Origin of the sequence: Candidatus Pseudothioglobus sp. Uisw_041, from assembly GCF_048087625.1 — a bacterium.
Lineage (GTDB): Bacteria > Pseudomonadota > Gammaproteobacteria > PS1 > Pseudothioglobaceae > Pseudothioglobus.
The window spans coordinates 717,965-736,774 of the sequence record NZ_CP159805.1 but is presented as its reverse complement, the minus strand read 5'-3'; the positions used below and the strand labels follow the sequence as shown (position 1 = coordinate 736,774).

Sequence of the window (18,810 nt, the reverse complement as noted above, 5' to 3'; positions counted from 1 at the left end):
TTTATCGATCCTTTGGGTCAAGTGCATCGCGCAAGCCATCACCAATAAAATAAAAGCAGAATAAGCTGACAACAAAAAATGCTAACGGAAATAGAAGTTGCCATTCAGTATCGTAGCGAATTGTTCCAGCACCTTCTTTAATTAAAGCGCCCCAACTTGTTAATGGCTCCTGCACTCCCAGACCCAAAAAGGATATAAAACTTTCTGCTAATATTATTCCAGGCACTAATAAAGTCGCATATACTGCAACAATACCTAGAAGGTTAGGAACAATATGACGCGTTATAATTTTAAAGTCACTAACCCCGGTTACCCTTGCAGCTTCAATAAATTCTTTATTTTTAAGATTAAGGGTTTGGCCCCTAACAATTCGGCTCATATCTAACCAAGATAGCAGGCCAATTCCTATAAAAAGCATTCCAATTGAGCGGCCAAATACAACTAGCAAAAGTATTAAAACAAACATGTACGGAATTGACATCAATATGTCAACAATACGCATCATTATTTGATCAGTCTTACCCCCTAAATATCCAGAGGTAGCACCGTATAAGGTGCCCACAAAAACAGCTACTGTTGCCCCTAAGAAGCCAACCATTAGTGAGATTTGTGTTCCTTGTATTACTCTCGAATACAAATCTCGACCCAGATCATCGGTCCCAAAAAAATGTCCACTTTCAATTGATGGCATTCCAACTCTGGCTGCAGAGCCCATTGCATTCCAGTCAATTTTCTCATAGCTCCAAACAGCAAAATATGGTCCAATAAACGAAAAGAGCACTATCGCTGCAAGAATAAATAGGCTAACTGTTGCAGCCTTGTTTTGCATAAATCTTATTCGTGCGTCCTTCCATAATGAACGGCCAGTTCCAGAATCAGAAAGATTATCCGCCATCTTTTTTATCTTATTTTTATTTATTGCAATCATTTTTTAGTATCTAATCTTAGGATCAACCCAAGCGTACAAAAGATCTGCGATTAAGCTAAATAAAATTGTAAGGCCGCCAACTACAATAGTTATTCCCATCATTACTGAGTAGTCCCTATTAAAAGCTGAATTAACAAAAAAGTAGCCCATGCCACCAGTTGAAAAATACATATCAATGATTACAGATCCTGTTATTAATCCAACAAATGCTGGGCCAAGGTATGAAATTACTGGAAGAAGGGAGGGCTTTAACACATGATGGAAGAATATTATTTTTGTTGGAAGTCCTTTAGATTTTGCTGTTCTAATGTAATTCGTATTTAGAACCTCAAGCATAGATGAGCGAGTTATTCGAGCAATAGATGCCATATAGCTCGTTGAAAGCGCAATGACTGGCATTATAAGGTACTGCCACGATCCTCCATTCCAGCCGCCGCCAGGTAGCCAATCAAGCCATAAAGTAAAGACGATAATTAGTAATGGTGCCATCACAAAATTTGGGAGCACTTGCGCGCCAATTGATACTCCTACTGCTAAGTAATCAATCCAAGTATTTTTACGTATTGCAGCAATTGCGCCTAATGGTATGCCAACTCCAACAGCAACAATAAATGACCAAAAACCGTATTTCAAAGTAATTGGAAAACCTTGTGCAATAATTTCGTTTACACTTCTGTCATGATATTTGTAGGAGGGTCCAAAATCAAATTCAGTTAAAACTCCCCATAGATAACTAAACATCTGTCGCCAAATTGGCTGATCTAGGCCATATTTTGCCTCAATATTTGCAAGTACTTGCGGTGGCAGTGGTCTTTCCGATGTAAATGGCCCACCAGGAGCTGCATGCATTAAGTAAAAACTAACCGCAATAAGAACAAGCAGAGTCGGAATAGCAATTCCAATTCGCTTAACTATGTAGTTGATCATATCCGAAATTGACTAGAAAAAATTTAATAAATTATTGTACCGTACAAATAAAAAAGCACCGCACAATATCTGTGCGGTGCTCTTAGAATCAAACTAACTATTACTGCGCAATCTTATACAAATTGCGAGAATATACGTTTTGTTCAACGTTGTTATAAGGCCAACCTTTTACGTTAGTCTTAAGCATAAATACACCAGCGTAATGATAAATAGGAATCACTGGCATTTCATTTGCTAGGATCTCCTCAATACGCGTGTAGTTACCTGATGCGTCAGACATAGTCCTTGCATCTAACATAAGCTGATCTACTTCAGCATTACTATACTTTCCATCATTGTAACCAGAAGGAGTAGTTAGAAGGTCTAAGAAAGTAGACGCTTCATTGTAGTCACCACACCAAGCTCCACGTGCAAGTTCAAAACCTTGGCCGCCACGAGTTTTAAGGAAAGTTTTCCATTCTTGATTAGCAAGAGTAGCTTCAACACCAAGTGTTTCTTTCCACATTTGCTGGGCTGCAATTGCAATCTTCTTATGGCCTTCAGAAGTGTTATATAAATACTCAAACTTCAAAGGATTACTTGGTCCATAACCAGCTTCATTTAACAATTTAACTGCTTTAGCGTTTCTCTCATCTTGAGTCATACGACCAAATGCAACTGAAGGAACGTCAAATCCAGCTGTCGCTCCAGGAGTAAATGTGAATGCGTTGATTTGTCCAGCTTGTAAGATTTTTTCAGTAATAACTGAGCGATCTATAGCATAGGCTAGAGCATGACGAACACGCACATCTTTAAATGCTTCAGGACCACTAGGTGACATATTAAAAGTCATGTAGTAGTTACAAAGTCTTGGAAAAGAAGTTGCTTGATTAGGATAGTCCTGTTTCAGGCGAATATACTGACCTGAAGGCACAGTTCCTTTGTCAAGTTCATTAGCTAAATAACGAGTCAAATCTGTATTCTCATCATTTATAACTAATCCAACAACCTTATCAATAATTGTTGCATCGTTATTCCAATACATAGTGTTACGCTCACGTACTGAACGCTCATTAGGAATATGCTCAGTTAAAATATATGCACCATTAGATACAATATTTTCAGGCTTAGTCCAATCATTACCAGATGTTCTAACTATCCACTCAGGACTTGGAAAAGTTGAGCTATGCGTAGTCATTGCAGCAAAATATGGCAATGAAGCTGTTAAACGAACCTCAAGAGTATGATTATCTAGAGCAGTAACTCCAAGAGTTTCAGGTGAAGCATCGCCAGATAATACAGCTCCGACATTTTCAATAGCCATAATTTCAGCAAACCATGAGTAAGGTGAGGCTGTAGCAGGATCTGCTAAACGTCTCCATGAGTATACAAAGTCGTGCGCGGTAACTGGGTTACCATCTGACCACATTGCATTGTCACGAAGCGTGAATGTATAGACATCTTTTGCATCATTTGTTGTAAAGCCAGTCGCAACACCTGGGACAAGATTTCCATCTGCATCTTGATTCATCAGGCCTTCAAAAAGGTCACGAACAATATCAGCTCCTGAGACATCCTCAACGATTTGAGGGTCAGCTGAACTAAATTCATCTAACAAACTATATGTAAATGTCTGATCATCAGCTAGGGTTTCGCCTGTTACTGGGTGAGTTACTGCAAGCACTGAGGCTGAAGCAAAAGACGCCAATACAAATCCCACTGCCAATGACTTAGGCAAATAATTCATATTTTTTCTCCTTAATATTAAAAAAATTAAAAATCCGTCATAATGAAATGAGGACTAATGAAAGTTTATACTTATTTTTATTAATATTGAGATTTTTTATGAATTATTTCTCTATCAGAAACGTTTAAAAAGTTTTATAGCTTTTTCATCACCAATTGGATCCACTGAAATTTGAGATCCACCTGAAGTTATATAAATAGGTTTTTTTCCTCTAAGTATCTTATTCCAGCTTTTAAGTGAATCTAGGATTACTTCACCCCTACTAATAGATTTAGAATCAGCTTCTAAATTCATGACTTTTGGAATGGAATTAAGCCTCATTGATCCAAGAATTGAATGTTTAGCCATTCCAAAAGAATATATAAATGATATAACAATAATCAGGATTAGTAATGGCGCTCCAATCTTTCGACACTTAATCCAAAGAAAGATTGAAGTACAAACAAAAAAACATAGGTATCCCCATAGAGCTAAATGATTTAATAACATTGGTTATCTAAAGATTAATAGTAGTTGGTTTTTGAACATTTATATCTTAATCATAGAAATTTTCTATATTTTCTCAAAATTTCCATTCAATCTAAGACCTTAGAAAACAAAAAAGCCTGCAATACTGCAAGCTTTTAAGAATATGGTGGGGCGTGAGCGACTTGAACGCTCGACCAGCGGATTAAAAGTCCGATGCTCTACCAACTGAGCTAACGCCCCATATAAAAACGAGAAATTATACTGAACTAATGTTCATTAATCAATCGTAAATTAGCCTTTATTAACAGCCTCTTTGAGAAGTTTTCCAGGCTTAAAAAAAGGAACAAATTTTTCAGAAACTTCAGTCTTTTCGCCAGTCTTTGGATTAATGCCCATTCTGCCTTTACGATGACGTTTTTGAAAACCACCAAAACCTCTTACTTCAACGCCTTTACCAGAAATTACTGCTAAGCTAATTTCTTCAAGGATAATTTCAACAGATTGTTTTGCTTCTGAGCGTGTAATTCTAGTTTCTTTAGATATTACATCAATAAGGTCGATTTTTTTCATATAATTAGCTGCTATACCTTGGCATAGCAGCTTTAATTAATTATTTATCTTTAGCTTCTTTTAAGAGATCACCAAGTGTTGATCCAGAAGTTTGAGTCGATTGACTGTTATAGTCATCCATGACTGCCTTCTCTTGAACTGAATCTTTAGCCTTCATACTTAAATTTACTTTTCGTGTTCTTTTATCAATTAAAGTAATAGCGACTTCAACCTCTGCACCTTCTTTTAGTACAGTTGATGCGTCATCAATTCTATCTTGAGAAATTTCAGACACCTTAAGATAACCAGTAATTCCGGCAGCTAATAATACAACAGCGCCTCTTGCATCAACTTCTTGGATGACACCTTTGACAATCGAGCCTTTAGAGTTTGCAGTTGCATATTGAGAGAAATCATCTGAAGTCAACTGTTTAATTCCTAAAGAAATTCGTTCTTTTTCAGCATCTATATTAAGAATTACAACATCAAGCTCTTGTCCCTTTGAATAAGTTGAGACAATTTGATCTGCAGACTGCTTCTCCCATGAGATATCTGCTAAATGAATAAGCCCATCAATTCCACCTGGAAGACCAACAAAAAGACCAAAGTCAGTAATTGACTTAACAGTTACATTAATCATGTCGCCTTTATTATGCGTTCCCTCGAATGCTTCCCAAGGATTTTCTTTTGCTTGCTTCATACTAAGAGAAATTCTATGTTTAGACTCTTGCACATCAAGAACTACAACATCTACTTCTTGGCCAAGCTTAACAAACTTAGAAGGCCTAGCGTTAGCATTTGTCCAGTCCATCTCACTCACGTGAACAAGTCCTTCAACACCCTCTTCAATTCTTACAAATGCACCATAGTCAGTTAGGTTTGAAACCACACCCGAAACTTTTTTGCCCATTGGAAGACGCTCTGAAATATTATCCCAAGGACTTGGTGTTAACTGCTTAAGTCCTAAAGAAACCCTCATTTTCTCTTTATCATAGTTGAGAATTTTTACTGTAATCTTGTCACCTATAGATAGCTTCTCAGACGGGTGGTTAACTCTCTGCCACGATATATCTGTAATGTGAAGTAACCCATCTACACCACCAAGATCAACAAATGCACCATAATCAGCTAAGTTTTTAACAATTCCTTCAACTTCTTTGCCAGTATCAAGATTTTCAATTAAAGCCTCTCTATCAGCTGAGTTAACTTCCTGCATAACAGCCTTTCTAGAAATAACAATATTATTTCTAACTTCGTCCATTTTAATAACAAGAGCCTCAATTTCTTGACCTAGTAAGAAATCAAAATCTTTAACAGGTCTTATATCTACTAAAGAACCAGGTAAGAAAGCTTTGATAACACCAATATCAACTGTCATACCACCCTTAACTGAGCCTGTAACAATACCTTTAACAACTTCTTTAGTATTCATCGCGTTTTCAAGCTCTTGCCACATCTTAATGCGTTTCGCTTTTTCTCGTGATAAAAGAGTGTGACCTAAGCCATCATCAATTGAGTCAAGTGCGACTTCAACAACATCACCTTCAGTGATCTCAAGCTCGCCTTTAGCATTTTTAAATTCGTGTAATGAAATAAAACCTTCAGACTTTAGTCCCACATTGATAATCGCTTTTTCGCGATTCATGCTGACTACAGTTCCCATTAAAAGGGCTCCAGGTTTTACGTTTTGTTGTATTTCGCTATTTTCAAATAGCTCGGAAAATGATTCTGACATATTTATCTCGATGTTGACCGGTAATTATTAAGCTGTGTCGGTTTAAGCTTAAATCATATCGGGTTAATTAAAAAATAAAGACTTGACCGCTCAAGTCTTAACTAACGCCATCACTTTTGCAACGACTTCATTAATTGTTAGATTCGATGTATCTATAACTAATGCATCTTTTGAAGCAATTAAAGGAGAATTTTTGCGACTTACGTCCCTCTCATCTCTCTTTTTAACCTCTTCCAAAGTTTGCGAAAGGATACCAGCAATACCATTGTCATGCAACTGTTTTAGTCGTCTTTGTGCCCTTTCTTCCACATTTGCTGTCAAAAATACCTTGAAGGGTGCGCTTTCGAATACAACAGTTCCCATATCTCGGCCATCAGCAACTAATCCTGGAGGCTGCTTGAACTTTTGTTGTCTTAATAGGAGTGACTCCCGAAGAGGGCCAATCATCGCAAATTTTGAAGCGAGCTCTGCAGTTTCTTCAGTTCGAAGTTCGGCTGAAACTTCAATATTATCAAGATAAACACTGAGTTTATTTTTATGGGGGTCTGACTCAAATTTCAAATCAAGATTGGATGCTAACTTCAGCAGTTCATCAGTATTATCAATCTTAATATTTCGCTTAGAAGCCGCCAAAGCAAAAGCCCGGTATATTGCTCCAGAGTCCAACAAATTCCATTTCAGCTCATGAGCCATGATATTTGCTACAGTCCCCTTCCCTACTCCACTAGGTCCATCAATAGTTAAAACTGGAATCATAATACTAACTAGAAATTCTTAAACTACTTCTCATACTCAGGTCTCATATGAGGAAATAATAAAACATCTCTAATTGACACTGAATCTGTGAATAGCATAACTAAACGATCAATACCAATACCTTCTCCTGCAGTTGGGGGCATTCCATACTCAAGGGCTCTAATATAATCAGCATCATAATGCATTGCTTCATCGTCTCCTGCATCTTTTTCACTAACCTGGTCTTTGAACCTTTGGGCCTGATCTTCAGGATCATTGAGCTCCGAAAATCCATTTGCTATTTCACGGCCACCAATAAAGAGTTCAAAGCGATCAGTAATAAATGAATTTTGATCATTGCGCCTAGCCAGAGGAGATACCTCTGTAGGATACTCAGTAACAAAAGTTGGTTGAATTAACTTTTCCTCAACAGTTGCTTCAAAGATTTCAATTTGAATCTTTCCTAAACCCCAGTTCTCTTTAAGATGAATTCCCAAATTGCTAGCAGTAGTCCTAATATTATCTTCTGAAAGGTCAGAAGTTGATAACTTAGAATTGTATTTCAAAATTGAATCAAACACACTTAATCGTTCAAACGGTTTTGAAAAATCGAACTCATCACCCTGGAATTTTATTTTTGCTGATTTGCAAACATCAATCGCAATACCTTTAAATAATTTTTCAGTTAGGTCCATATAGTCATGATAATTTGCATAAGCCTCATAAAACTCAATCATTGTAAATTCAGGATTATGCCGTGGCGAGAGCCCCTCATTCCTAAAATTACGGTTAATCTCAAAAACCTTATCAAACCCCCCAACTACCAACCTTTTAAGATAAAGTTCTGGAGCAATTCTTAAAAATAAATCCATATCTAAAGCATTATGATGAGTAACAAAAGGCTTGGCTGCTGCGCCTCCTGGAATGACTTGCATCATAGGGGTTTCTACCTCAAGATAACTGTGACGAATAAAGAACTGCCTAATGTAAGAAATTATTTCAGATCTTCTCTGAAAAACTTTTCTCGATCCTTCATTCATAATTAAATCAACATACCTTTGGCGATATATTGTTTCTTGATCAGTTAGTCCATGAAATTTTTCTGGCAAAGGTCTTAATGATTTTGTTAATAATTTAATATCACCCACTCGAATAGATAGCTCACCGGTTTGAGTCTTAAAAAGAACGCCAGATGCTCCAATTATGTCACCAATATCCCACTTCTTGAATTGCTCATTGTAGAATCCCTCTTCCAGCTCATCTCTAGTCACAAAAAGTTGAATTTGACCTGAAGTATCTTGAAGCTGAACAAAGCTTGCTTTACCCATTATTCTCTTGAGCATTAATCGTCCAGCAACAGTTACAAACTCCCCCGCCTCCTGAAGATCCTCATTTGAAAAGCTATCAAACTTCTCATGAATAGAGCTTGCTAGGTTTTGAGGCTTAAAATCATTAATATATGGATTGCCTGACTCTCTAAGCAATGCTAATTTAGATTTTCTTTCTGCTATTAATTTATTTTCGTCTAGATCACTCACTTTAATCCTATTATTTGTTTGATTGTTCAATCTCTAACTTTGCAAGCTCTTTAGCTTTTTTAAAATCTTTTTCAGCTAGCTCAATTTTTCCTAATCGCCCATATACTGAGCCACGATTATAATATGCTTGATAAAAAGTATTGTCTAAATCAATCGCCTTATTTAAATCTTTCAAAGCCAACTTATCCTTTGCTATTTTAGAGTAAGCATTGCCTCGATTATAGTAAGCTGCAATATATTCTGAATCTAAAGAAATTGCCTTTGAATAAGTTTTGATTGAGTCATGACTTTTATTTAACCGATCAAAACAGTTGCCCAAGTTATTTATAGCGCCAACATCTTCTGGCTTAATCTTTAATGCAGCCTCAAAAAAATTAATTGCCTCATGGAAATTCTCTTTTTCTTGCTCCATATAAGCTAAACAGAAAAAAGCTTCAGAGCTGTTTGGGTTTGAACTTATTGCTTTAGTCATGCTTTCATAAGCAATATCATTATTACCCTGCTGCAAGTGTAAATTACCAAGATTTAAATGGGAATTAGAGGACAACTCTTGCGTGACTAAACTATGGTTTATTAGCTCATTCCATACTTGTATCGCCATAGAAATCTCACCATTTTTTTGATGCGTATAAGCCTTCACAATTAAATCACTAATTTCAGTATTGTTATTCATAGAAGTACTTTAATTTATCACTTTAATAATTTTTTAGCTCTTTCAATATCGTTATCTGAACTGGAAAGGTAAGTGTTTTTACTTCTTGTTATCCTGTATAAATAAATAAAGCATAAAAATAGCAAGAGGAGAGGGGCAAACCATAATAGATATGTTTTGCTATTAATTGGCGGCTTAAAGTTAACAAAGTCCCCATATCGCTCGACCATAAATAAATAAATATCTTTGTCAGATTTATTATCTAATATCATTGTGCGAACTTGTTCACGAAGGTCACTAGCAAGACTAGAATTTGAACCACCAATGCTCTGGCCCTGGCATACAGGGCATCGAATATTTTCAATTAAAACTGTGTAACGATTTTCCTGATCACGTGTTTCAAAGTCTTTTGCTTCAATACTTTCAGCTAAAGCTCCTTGAATAAGTAAAAGTGCAAGCACAAATTGAATAAAATAACGCATTCACATAGCTGTTATTTAAAATTTTAATTTTAACGTATGCCACTTATAACCTTAGACAATATTTCCCTTAGATTTTCTGAAAAAGTTATCTTAGATGAAATTAATGCGACCATCCTCAAAGGCGATAAGATAGGCTTAATTGGTCGCAATGGCGAGGGGAAATCAAGCTTTTTGAAGGTTTTAGCAGGATTGATTCATGCTGATGATGGTAATTTAAAGGTTAAAAATAACACTAGGATAAGCTACTTAGAGCAACAACCTCCAGAAGATAATAATCATTCGCTATTTAATATTGTCGCCCGAGGACTCGGTGAAACTGGAAAACTTCTTGCTGACTATCACGACTCATTACAAGTAGGCAATATTGAAAAAAGTGCTCAATTGCAAAATGAAATAGAAAGTAAAGATTTGTGGCACTATTTACACCAAATTGAAACAATTTTAAATCGCTTTAAATTAGAACCAACAGCAAAACTCACAACACTTTCTGGCGGCTGGAAAAGAAGAGTAATGCTTGCAAAGGCGATTGTTCAAGAGCCAGAACTTCTCTTGCTTGACGAGCCAACAAACCATATGGATATCACTGCAATTCTTGATTTAGAGAAAATGCTCAAGGACTTTCATGGGACACTAATTCTTATCAGCCATGATCGATCATTTGTAAACGGCATCGTTAATAAGATTTTTGACCTCGATCGGGGAAAACTTTCAATATTTGACTGTGGCTATTTAGACTACCTAAAAAGAAAAGAAAATCTTCTTAATAGTGAAGAGCTGGAAAACGCAAGGTTTAATAAAAAACTTGCTCAAGAAGAAACCTGGATTCGTCAAGGAATAAAGGCAAGACGAACAAGGAATGAAGGGCGCGTCAGAGCTCTTGAGGATATGCGAAAACAGTTTGTAAATAAACGTAAACACCAAGGTCAAGTTAGAATTCATGCGTTAGAAGATGAGAAACGAGTCTCCAAGCTAGTTTTTGAAGTTAAGAATGTAAGTTATAAAATTGGTCAACTCGAGCTCGTAAAGCTATTCTCTCTTTTAGTCTTAAAAGGTGAAAAAATAGGAATTATTGGAGGCAATGGATCAGGAAAATCAACATTAATTAAACTTCTTCTCGGCGAACTTACTCCAGATGTAGGAAATATCCGTCGATCAAAAACTATTCAGCTCGCTTACTTTGATCAAATGAGAGAGTCACTTAACCCTAACATGAAGGCTATGGATTTTGTATCCGGAGGCAAAGATTTCATAGATATTAATGGAAAAAGTAAACATGTAATTGGCTATATGCGTCAGTTTTTATTTACAGGAAAACAAGCAATGGCTCCGATTAAGATGTTTTCTGGTGGTGAAAAAAATCGTTTAATGCTTGCCAAAATACTATCTCAACCAGCCAACCTCTTAGTTCTTGATGAGCCAACCAACGATTTAGATGTCGAAACGCTTGAATTATTAGAAGAAATGTTAGTCGACTATGCCGGAACACTTTTACTGATCTCACATGACAGAACTTTTTTAAATAACATTGTAAGCTCAACAATCGTTATGGAGGGTGACGCTATTATTGATCAGTATGTTGGTGGTTATGATGACTATATTCTGCAAAAACATGAAAAAATAAATACTCAACCTAAAAAAGATGTAGAACTTAAATCTAAATCTAAAAATATTTCACAAAAGCTATCATTCAACGAACAGCAACTATTAAAATCATTACCTGAAAAGATTGAAGATCTCGAAAATGAAATTTCAATGTCACAAAAATTACTATCTAACCCTGACTTTTATCAAAACCCTGATGCACAAAACTTGACAATCAAATTAAGCTCAATGGAAAAAGAAGTGGGATTACTATATGACAAATGGAGTGAATTAGACAGTGGAAACTAACTCTATCCCATTAATTGTAGATCTAGATCACACACTAATTGATACGGATCTTTTATTCCTATCTTCTTTAGGCGTGTTAAGCAAAAGTCCATGGCTTATTGCACATTATTTTTTTTGGCTATGGAAGGGAAAGGGATATTTAAAAGATCAACTGGTTAGAAGGTTTGAAATTAATATCCCTGAGCTACCCTACAATGATAATGTTATAAGCTACATAATGAAGCGAAAAAAAGAAGGCTCAAAAATAGTCCTTGCTACTGCTTCACATAAAAATTATGCTTTTGCAGTTGCTAAGCACCTTAAGATTTTTGATGATGTTATGGCTAGCAATAAAGACTTTAACTTATCGAGTCACAATAAAGCAGACACTCTGGTGGAGCGCTTTGGTGAGAGAAAATTTGATTATATGGGGGATCACATGAGAGACCTTCCTGTATGGGAAGTATCAAGACTATCAATCATTGTTAATGCAACAAGTCGCATAATAGCAAACACAAAACATCTAAAAACTCTCGTTATATCAAGTAAAGCTTAAAAACCTTCTACAAAATAAGATAACCCCGAAAGTATAAGATAGATCAAAAATGTTGCTGCTAAAACCCATGTTGCAACTTTTGATAACCCAAGGTTTTTTCCCATTACTCGATTATAGAAAAGCCAAATAACATAACTTACTACCATCGCTGCAATTAAAAGTCTTAATATAAACATAGCCAGATTTATTTTTTAAATGATTGGTTTATTTTAATCGCTAATTTAGAATTAATCCCAACTACTTTTTGTAACTCATCGACACTTGCATTTTGCACTTCTTGAAGACCTCCAAAATGGTTTAAGAGAGCACTTCTTTTATTTATACCAACCCCTTTAATTAGCTCCAAAGAAGACGTAGTACGTTTCTTTGCTCTTTTTTTACGATGATTTTTTATTGCAAATCTATGAGATTCATCTCTAATATGGTTGATTAAAAGGAGCGCTGGATCAAAGGGAGAGAGTGTTATTTTTTTTACCTTTTCATCTTCAACTCTAATAAGAGTCTCTAGCCCTGCTTTTCTTCCTTCACCTTTAGCAACTCCAACCAACATTACTGAATCCACTCCAATTGAGTTCATAACCATAATTGCTTGGTTAAGCTGACCTAAGCCGCCATCAATAAATACTATATCAGGCATAGCTTTTTTTGAACTAAGGAGGCGCGAATATCTTCGATATACTGCCTGGTTAATTGCAGCATAATCATCACCCGGTGTTATGTCTTTAATATTAAATTGCCTGTAACTGCTGACCTTTGGGAGTCCCATTTCGAACACTACGCATGAAGCAGTTGTTGCCTCTCCCATAGTATGACTTATATCAAAGCACTCCATAACTTTTGGTATCATTTTTAATGCCAATGTTTTTTGAATTCCTTCGAGTTGCTTCATCTTAGTAAACCTTAATAGTAGATGTTGTTTTAAATTTTCTTTAGCATTAAGCGTAGCCATCTCTAAATAATGTTTTTTATCTACTCTAGGAGATTGAATAAGTTTTGTAGATAGGCCTGCTTCCAATATAAGCTTATCTACCAACTTGTGGCTCAAAACTATCTCTTTAGGCGTTTTTGTGCCCAAATAATATAGCGGCAGGAATGCACTTAAAACCTCTTCACAAGAATCATTTTTTGCATTTTTTGGAAAAAAAGTTTCACTACCAACTTGTTTGCCTCCACGGACAAATACTAATTCGATGCAATGAGTATCAGCATCATTTATAATACTTACAACATCCATATCAGAGCTAAATTGAGAACCATGCCTCTCTTGAATTGTTCTTAAGCCAATAAGTTGATCTCGATATTTAGCGGCAGCTTCAAAATCAAGATCAACCGAAGCATGTTTCATTTTCTGAGAAACCTGGTTTAAAAGCTTACTCGCCTTACCATTCAAAAAAAGTGACACCATATCAACATCTTGTTGGTACTTATTATCTGAAATTTTTCCAACACAAGGCGCACTGCAAAGGCCAATTTGATACTCTAGACAAGGCCGAGAGCGAGCCCTATAAAAACTATTCGTACATTGCCTTACTTTGAATATCTTTTTAAGAAGAGCTAAAGCATCACGAGCAATATGCGAAGATGGGTATGGCCCAAAATAATGATAATTTTTATTTTTTTTACCCCTAAACATTCCTAAGCGAGGATGGACATCGTTACTAAGAAAAATGTAAGGGTAGCTTTTAGAGTCTTTTAAAAGTATATTAAATTTAGGTTTAAACTGCTTAATAAGCTCATTTTCAAGGAGCAGTGCCTGAGTTTCAGTTTTTGTAATAATAATAGAAAAATCATCTATGTTTTTCTGGAGGAGCTGAGTTTTTGTATTATGATTTGAACTAATAAAATAATTTGAAACACGGTTTTTTAAATTTTTTGCCTTGCCGACATAAATAACATCACCTGTCTTATCAAGCATTTTGTAGACGCCTGGCTCTTTGGTCAGATTTTTAAGTTTTATTTTTAAATTTTGATTATGCATTTAGTTAATTTATTTAACAGATATAGTACAATAGCAAAATGAAATTTTTACCTAATATTTTAAAGGCTTTGCTGATCAACTTATGTTTTATCGGGATTATACTTGCCTCAGAATCTTGCCCCTCTATTTCGCCAAAAAATGCTGGAAATACACCAGTAGAGCAAGTGAGGGCAATTGCTAGTGATATTGTCTGCTCTTTTATTGAATTGCAGTCTAATAGTAATGGAACTATGGCATCGACTCTAAACCTCACTAAAAAGAAAATTATTCCTTACATTGATCTTGAATATAGTACTGAAATGGCCTTAGTTAGTTATTGGGACCAGCTAGATTCAAGACAAAAGAAAATATTTGAACGTGACATGAAGAGTTCTCTAATTAATGAATATGTTGGAATTTTGTCTGATTTAGCAATTTGGAAAGATATTACAATATCTGTCAATGAAGACTTCAGTCAAAATGGAAATCTTGCTAGAGTTAAAGTATCAGTATCGCTGGAAGAGGATAATTCAAGCGCCACAGTTACTCTTAAATTGATTCGTAAAAACCGCTGGAAAATCTATGATTTAGAGTATCAATCTATCAGCATATTAGATATAGAAAGAGTTGGCTATGACTCTAAAATAAAGCGCCAAGGTATTGAAAAGTTAATTCAAAAAATGCTATCAAAATCTTAGTATATGTATAAATTAGTAATTAATGGCGGAACTCCGTTAAATGGAAGTATGAAAACTTCTGGATCTAAAAATGCCACCTTACCCATCTTTTTTGCAACAATTCTTGCTGACGGTCCATTAAAGCTATCAAACACCCCTCAATTAAGTGATGTTTCAACAACGCTTAGACTTCTAATGGATATGGGCTCTAGCTTTGTCCTAGAGGAAGACAGTTCAATCTCAATTGACTCATCAAGCCTTACAAAACTCACAGCAGAATATGAACTAGTCAAAACAATGAGGGCATCGATCTTAACTTTAGGCCCAATGCTTGCAAAATATAAGAAAGCTAAAATTTCACTTCCTGGTGGCTGCGCTATTGGAACACGTCCAGTTAATCTTCATCTTAGTGCACTTGAACAAATGGGCGCTAAAATTGAAGTTAAAAATGGATATATTTATGCGAGCACTAATGAGCTTGTTGGTGCGCAAATTAATTTTGATATGATTTCTGTAACGGCGACTGAAAATATAATAATGGCTGCAACTCTTGCTAAGGGAACAACTACTATTAACAATGCTGCACAAGAGCCAGAGGTAACGGATTTAGTAAAATGCCTAAATAAAATGGGCGCAAAAATTACAGGTGAAAATACCTCTACCATTGTAATTCAAGGAGTCGATCATCTCAGTGGTATTTATTACTCCATTTGTCCAGATCGAATTGAAGCAGGAACCTACCTAGTTGCAGCTGCAATAACTGGAGGTAAAATTGTTGTTAATAATATTGAGCCTGACTCAATGCGCTCCGTTATTGGTAAACTTATTGAAACTGGCGCGGACATTCAAACAAATCAAAACTCAATTAAACTCGACATGAAAGGGAAAAGACCTCAACCCGTTGATATTCGTACTAGTGCTTACCCAAATTTTCCAACGGATATGCAGGCTCAATTTATGGCTCTGAATTCTATCGCTGATGGAAGTAGTACTATTACAGAAACTATTTTTGAAAATCGTTTTATGCATGTTCCTGAACTCAGCCGTATGGGAGCAAATCTTAAGCTTGAGGGCAACACAGTTGTGTGCAAAGGAGTAAAATTATTAACTGGCGCAAATCTTATGGCAACCGATCTAAGGGCTTCTGCTAGTCTAGTGTTAGCTGGGCTTGCTGCACATGGGTCAACATCAATTGAGCGCGTCTATCATCTTGACCGAGGCTATGAGATGATTGAAGAAAAATTTAAAATGCTGGGAGCAGACATAGAACGCGTTCAGCACTAAACTAATAATTGATATACTGACATGTTAACGATCGCACTTTCTAAAGGTCGAATATTAGACCAAACACTCCCTCTTCTTGAGAAAGCTGGCCTTTCTGTATCTAAAAAAGAACTTGAAAGTAGAAAACTAATTTTAGATACTAATCTAAAAGATATTAAAGTTATAGTTATCAGGGCAAGCGACGTTCCTGTTTTTGTACAGCATGGGGCTGCAGATCTTGGAATTGCAGGAAAAGATGTTTTGATAGAGCATGGAGCCAATGGTATTTTTGAATTACTTGATCTTGGAATCTCTAAATGCCGCCTTATGGTTGCATCAAAGGAAAACCAAAACTTAAACAAAAGTACTTTGAAGGTGGCAACAAAATATGTCAAATCAGCCAAAGAACATTTCTTTAGAAAAGGCCAGCAAGTAGAAGTTATTAAACTTTCTGGCGCCATGGAGCTTGCACCAATAGTTGGCCTTTCAGACTGCATTGTGGATCTAGTTGATACTGGCAATACTTTGAAAGCTAACAACTTAATCCCGCTAGAGTTAATTTGTGATATTAGCTCAAGGCTTATTGTAAACTCAGCTGCCTTTAATACCAAACATAGTCAAATTAATGACTGGATTAAAAGCATAGAAAAAAAGTTATGATCAGCTTATTGTCTTCAAATAGTGAGGATTTTGATGCTCAACTTTCTTCTCTCGTCACTTGGGAGAGTAATTCTAATGAAGAGATCAACAACACTGTTCGAAAAATTATTAAGGAAGTTAAAGATAAAGGGGATAGCTCTGTATTAAAATTTACTTCAGAGTTTGATTCACTTAACGCAAAATCAATCTCAGAGCTAATAATCTCAAAAGAAAGTCTTAAAAAATCATTCGATAACTTAAGCAAAAAGGAAAAGGATGCCCTTAATATTGCCGCTCAAAGAATTGAGTCTTATCATCTAAAACAAAAACAAGATTCGTGGGATTATACTGAAGATGATGGCACAGTATTAGGTCAAAAAGTTAGTCCTTTAGATCGCGTCGGTTTGTATGTGCCTGGCGGAAAGGCAGCCTACCCATCCTCTGTACTTATGAACAGCATTCCTGCAAAAGTAGCAGGTGTGAATGAGTTAATTATGGTTGTTCCCACCCCAAGAGGAGTTTCCAATGAACTGGTATTGGCAGCAGCTCATATTGCAGATGTCGACATGGTTATTACTATTGGCGGAGCTCAGGCAATTGCAGCACTTGCTTATGGAACTGAGACTATTCCAAAAGTTGATAAGATAGTTGGCCCTGGTAATATTTATGTTGCTACTGCAAAAAAACAAGTATTTGGGCAAGTTGGTATCGATATGATAGCTGGACCCTCTGAGATACTTATCATTTGTGATGGCTCAACAGACCCTGACTGGATTGCAATGGACTTATTTTCTCAGGCAGAGCATGATGAAGAAGCTCAATCCATTCTACTTTGCCCTGATGAAGGCTTTATTGAAAAGGTTAGAAATAGCATTCAAAGGCTACTTCCTACGATGGATAGGGAGCCTATTATTCGAACAGCACTTAAAAATAGAGGCGCATTAATTCTGACAAAAGATATAAATGAAGCAATTAAAATATCCAATAAAATTGCCCCAGAACATCTTGAACTTTCTGTTGAAAATCCAGAATCTATTCTTGATGACATCAAGAATGCTGGAGCGATTTTTATGGGTAAATACTCTTCTGAAGCTTTGGGTGATTATTGCGCTGGACCAAACCATGTCCTGCCAACTTCAAGTACTGCAAGATTCTCATCACCACTAGGTGTTTATGATTTTCAAAAACGCTCTAGTATAATAATGGCATCAAAAGAAGGCGCTATAAATTTAGGTGAAACTGCAGCTACACTGGCTTATGGTGAAGGCCTTCAGGCTCATGCCATGTCCGCGCTTTATCGTACAGATAAGAAATAATTATCCAGGTAGCGCCTGATAATAGCCATTTTCTTTGACAACTTTAATAGGCCAATCAAAAAGATTAGTAAGGTTGCTATTCGTTAAAATTTCATCTTTATTGCCATCCATAACTACCCTTCCCTTCTTCAATAAAATTACTCTTGATATTTCTGGTGGAATCTCATGCACGTGATGCGTTACTAATATTACCTTCTTGCCCATACTCATAAGCTCTCTCATTATTTCAAGGTACTGAAAACAAGTACTTATATCCAGCCCGCTTGTTGGCTCATCAAAAACCAATACTGCTGGGTCATTAACGAGTGACCTTGCAAGTAGAAATTTTCGCTGCTCGCCAGTCGACATGGATGAGTATTCTCTATCCTTTAAGCTTGATATTGAGAGAAGCTCCATAACTTCATTTGCACGGTCTAACTTCTCAGTATCAAACTTTTGATGCCTCCATATTCCATCACTAGAATAAAAACCAGATAGTGCAACATGTAACCCAATAGCACTATCAGAGTAATTGTTTTGAAGGTGCGGCGAAACAACGCCAAGATTGGACCTTAGCTCCTGAACATTCCACCTCTCTTTATCAAATATTTTAATACTGCTACCCTCGCTTTCAACAATATAGAGCTCACGATTTAGTAACTTTAGGAGGGTTGTTTTACCGGAGCCGTTTGGCCCCAAGATAACAGTACTTTGACTCTCATCAATGGTAAAAGAGAAGTCATCAAATACTTTGTTGCTTTCTTGGAATACTGTGATATTTTGAAGTTCAATAATATTCATTATATTTAAGTTA

General features: G+C 36.1%; 19 protein-coding genes and 1 tRNA gene. 6 read left to right on the top strand and 14 right to left on the bottom strand.

What is annotated here, in order from left to right; translation table 11 throughout:
- Position 1: 1 nt before the first annotated feature.
- From ABXT44_RS03735 to ABXT44_RS03685, 11 genes are all read right to left on the bottom strand, one after another.
- Entirely contained in the window at positions 2-928 is a 927-nt protein-coding gene (locus tag ABXT44_RS03735) for an ABC transporter permease subunit (RefSeq protein WP_416688200.1), read from the bottom strand.
- Between the two features lie 3 nt (positions 929-931).
- Positions 932-1,855, bottom strand: coding sequence for an oligopeptide ABC transporter permease OppB (gene oppB, locus ABXT44_RS03730; protein WP_416688198.1), 924 nt, complete (start codon positions 1,853-1,855; stop codon positions 932-934).
- 100 nt (positions 1,856-1,955) lie between these two features.
- Positions 1,956-3,581: a peptide ABC transporter substrate-binding protein gene (locus ABXT44_RS03725; RefSeq protein ID WP_416688196.1), complete on the bottom strand. Its 1,626-nt coding sequence runs from the start codon at positions 3,579-3,581 to the stop codon at positions 1,956-1,958.
- A 114-nt stretch (positions 3,582-3,695) separates the two neighbouring features.
- On the bottom strand, positions 3,696-3,929 hold the full coding sequence (locus ABXT44_RS03720; RefSeq protein ID WP_416688194.1) for a hypothetical protein: 234 nt from the start codon (positions 3,927-3,929) through the stop codon (positions 3,696-3,698).
- Between the two features lie 284 nt (positions 3,930-4,213).
- Positions 4,214-4,289, bottom strand: a tRNA-Lys gene (locus tag ABXT44_RS03715).
- A gap of 51 nt (positions 4,290-4,340) precedes the next feature.
- Positions 4,341-4,619 (bottom strand): HU family DNA-binding protein, encoded by a 279-nt coding sequence (locus ABXT44_RS03710; protein ID WP_416653297.1) that lies wholly within the window; start codon positions 4,617-4,619, stop codon positions 4,341-4,343.
- Positions 4,620-4,659: 40 nt separating this feature from the next.
- Positions 4,660-6,333: a 30S ribosomal protein S1 gene (rpsA, locus tag ABXT44_RS03705; protein ID WP_416688192.1), complete on the bottom strand. Its 1,674-nt coding sequence runs from the start codon at positions 6,331-6,333 to the stop codon at positions 4,660-4,662.
- Positions 6,334-6,423: 90 nt separating this feature from the next.
- Positions 6,424-7,089, bottom strand: a complete 666-nt coding sequence (gene cmk / locus ABXT44_RS03700; protein WP_416688191.1) for a (d)CMP kinase — start codon at positions 7,087-7,089, stop codon at positions 6,424-6,426.
- 23 nt (positions 7,090-7,112) lie between these two features.
- Positions 7,113-8,606, bottom strand: coding sequence for a lysine--tRNA ligase (gene lysS / locus ABXT44_RS03695; protein ID WP_416688189.1), 1,494 nt, complete (start codon positions 8,604-8,606; stop codon positions 7,113-7,115).
- 10 nt (positions 8,607-8,616) lie between these two features.
- Positions 8,617-9,279, bottom strand: coding sequence for a tetratricopeptide repeat protein (locus tag ABXT44_RS03690; protein WP_416688187.1), 663 nt, complete (start codon positions 9,277-9,279; stop codon positions 8,617-8,619).
- Between the two features lie 17 nt (positions 9,280-9,296).
- A complete protein-coding gene (locus ABXT44_RS03685; RefSeq protein ID WP_271558534.1) occupies positions 9,297-9,740 on the bottom strand; it encodes a cytochrome c-type biogenesis protein in 444 nt (147 codons plus the stop codon).
- A 36-nt stretch (positions 9,741-9,776) separates the two neighbouring features.
- Here ABXT44_RS03685 and ABXT44_RS03680 point away from each other — a divergent pair, with 36 nt between their 5' ends.
- Positions 9,777-11,630, top strand: a complete 1,854-nt coding sequence (locus ABXT44_RS03680; RefSeq protein WP_416688185.1) for an ATP-binding cassette domain-containing protein — start codon at positions 9,777-9,779, stop codon at positions 11,628-11,630.
- The gene (locus ABXT44_RS03675; RefSeq protein WP_416679327.1) at positions 11,620-12,165 is read left to right on the top strand and encodes a hypothetical protein; all 546 of its coding nucleotides are present in this window, start codon (positions 11,620-11,622) and stop codon (positions 12,163-12,165) included. Before ABXT44_RS03680 ends, ABXT44_RS03675 begins: the two co-directional genes overlap by 11 nt.
- Here the strand turns inward: ABXT44_RS03675 and ABXT44_RS03670 are convergent.
- Positions 12,162-12,341 carry a hypothetical protein gene (locus ABXT44_RS03670; protein ID WP_271537817.1) on the bottom strand — a complete coding sequence of 60 codons (180 nt, stop codon included), beginning with the start codon at positions 12,339-12,341 and terminating at the stop codon, positions 12,162-12,164. The two genes, ABXT44_RS03675 and ABXT44_RS03670, sit on opposite strands and share 4 nt — an antisense overlap.
- A gap of 8 nt (positions 12,342-12,349) precedes the next feature.
- Positions 12,350-14,143, bottom strand: a complete 1,794-nt coding sequence (gene uvrC, locus ABXT44_RS03665) for an excinuclease ABC subunit UvrC (protein ID WP_416688183.1) — start codon at positions 14,141-14,143, stop codon at positions 12,350-12,352.
- Positions 14,144-14,181: 38 nt separating this feature from the next.
- Between uvrC and ABXT44_RS03660 the strand changes: the two genes are divergently transcribed.
- Genes ABXT44_RS03660 through hisD form a run of 4 tightly spaced genes read left to right on the top strand, consistent with a single transcriptional unit; the run spans position 14,182 to position 18,017 of the window.
- Positions 14,182-14,820 (top strand): MlaC/ttg2D family ABC transporter substrate-binding protein, encoded by a 639-nt coding sequence (locus ABXT44_RS03660; RefSeq protein ID WP_416688182.1) that lies wholly within the window; start codon positions 14,182-14,184, stop codon positions 14,818-14,820.
- Positions 14,821-14,823: 3 nt separating this feature from the next.
- Positions 14,824-16,083 carry a UDP-N-acetylglucosamine 1-carboxyvinyltransferase gene (murA, locus tag ABXT44_RS03655; protein WP_416688180.1) on the top strand — a complete coding sequence of 420 codons (1,260 nt, stop codon included), beginning with the start codon at positions 14,824-14,826 and terminating at the stop codon, positions 16,081-16,083.
- Between the two features lie 21 nt (positions 16,084-16,104).
- Positions 16,105-16,722, top strand: coding sequence for an ATP phosphoribosyltransferase (gene hisG / locus ABXT44_RS03650; protein ID WP_416688178.1), 618 nt, complete (start codon positions 16,105-16,107; stop codon positions 16,720-16,722).
- Positions 16,719-18,017, top strand: coding sequence for a histidinol dehydrogenase (gene hisD, locus ABXT44_RS03645; RefSeq protein WP_416688177.1), 1,299 nt, complete (start codon positions 16,719-16,721; stop codon positions 18,015-18,017). Before hisG ends, hisD begins: the two co-directional genes overlap by 4 nt.
- Here the strand turns inward: hisD and ABXT44_RS03640 are convergent, their stop codons facing one another.
- The gene (locus tag ABXT44_RS03640; protein ID WP_416688176.1) at positions 18,018-18,797 is read right to left on the bottom strand and encodes an ABC transporter ATP-binding protein; all 780 of its coding nucleotides are present in this window, start codon (positions 18,795-18,797) and stop codon (positions 18,018-18,020) included.
- Positions 18,798-18,810: the final 13 nt, after the last annotated feature.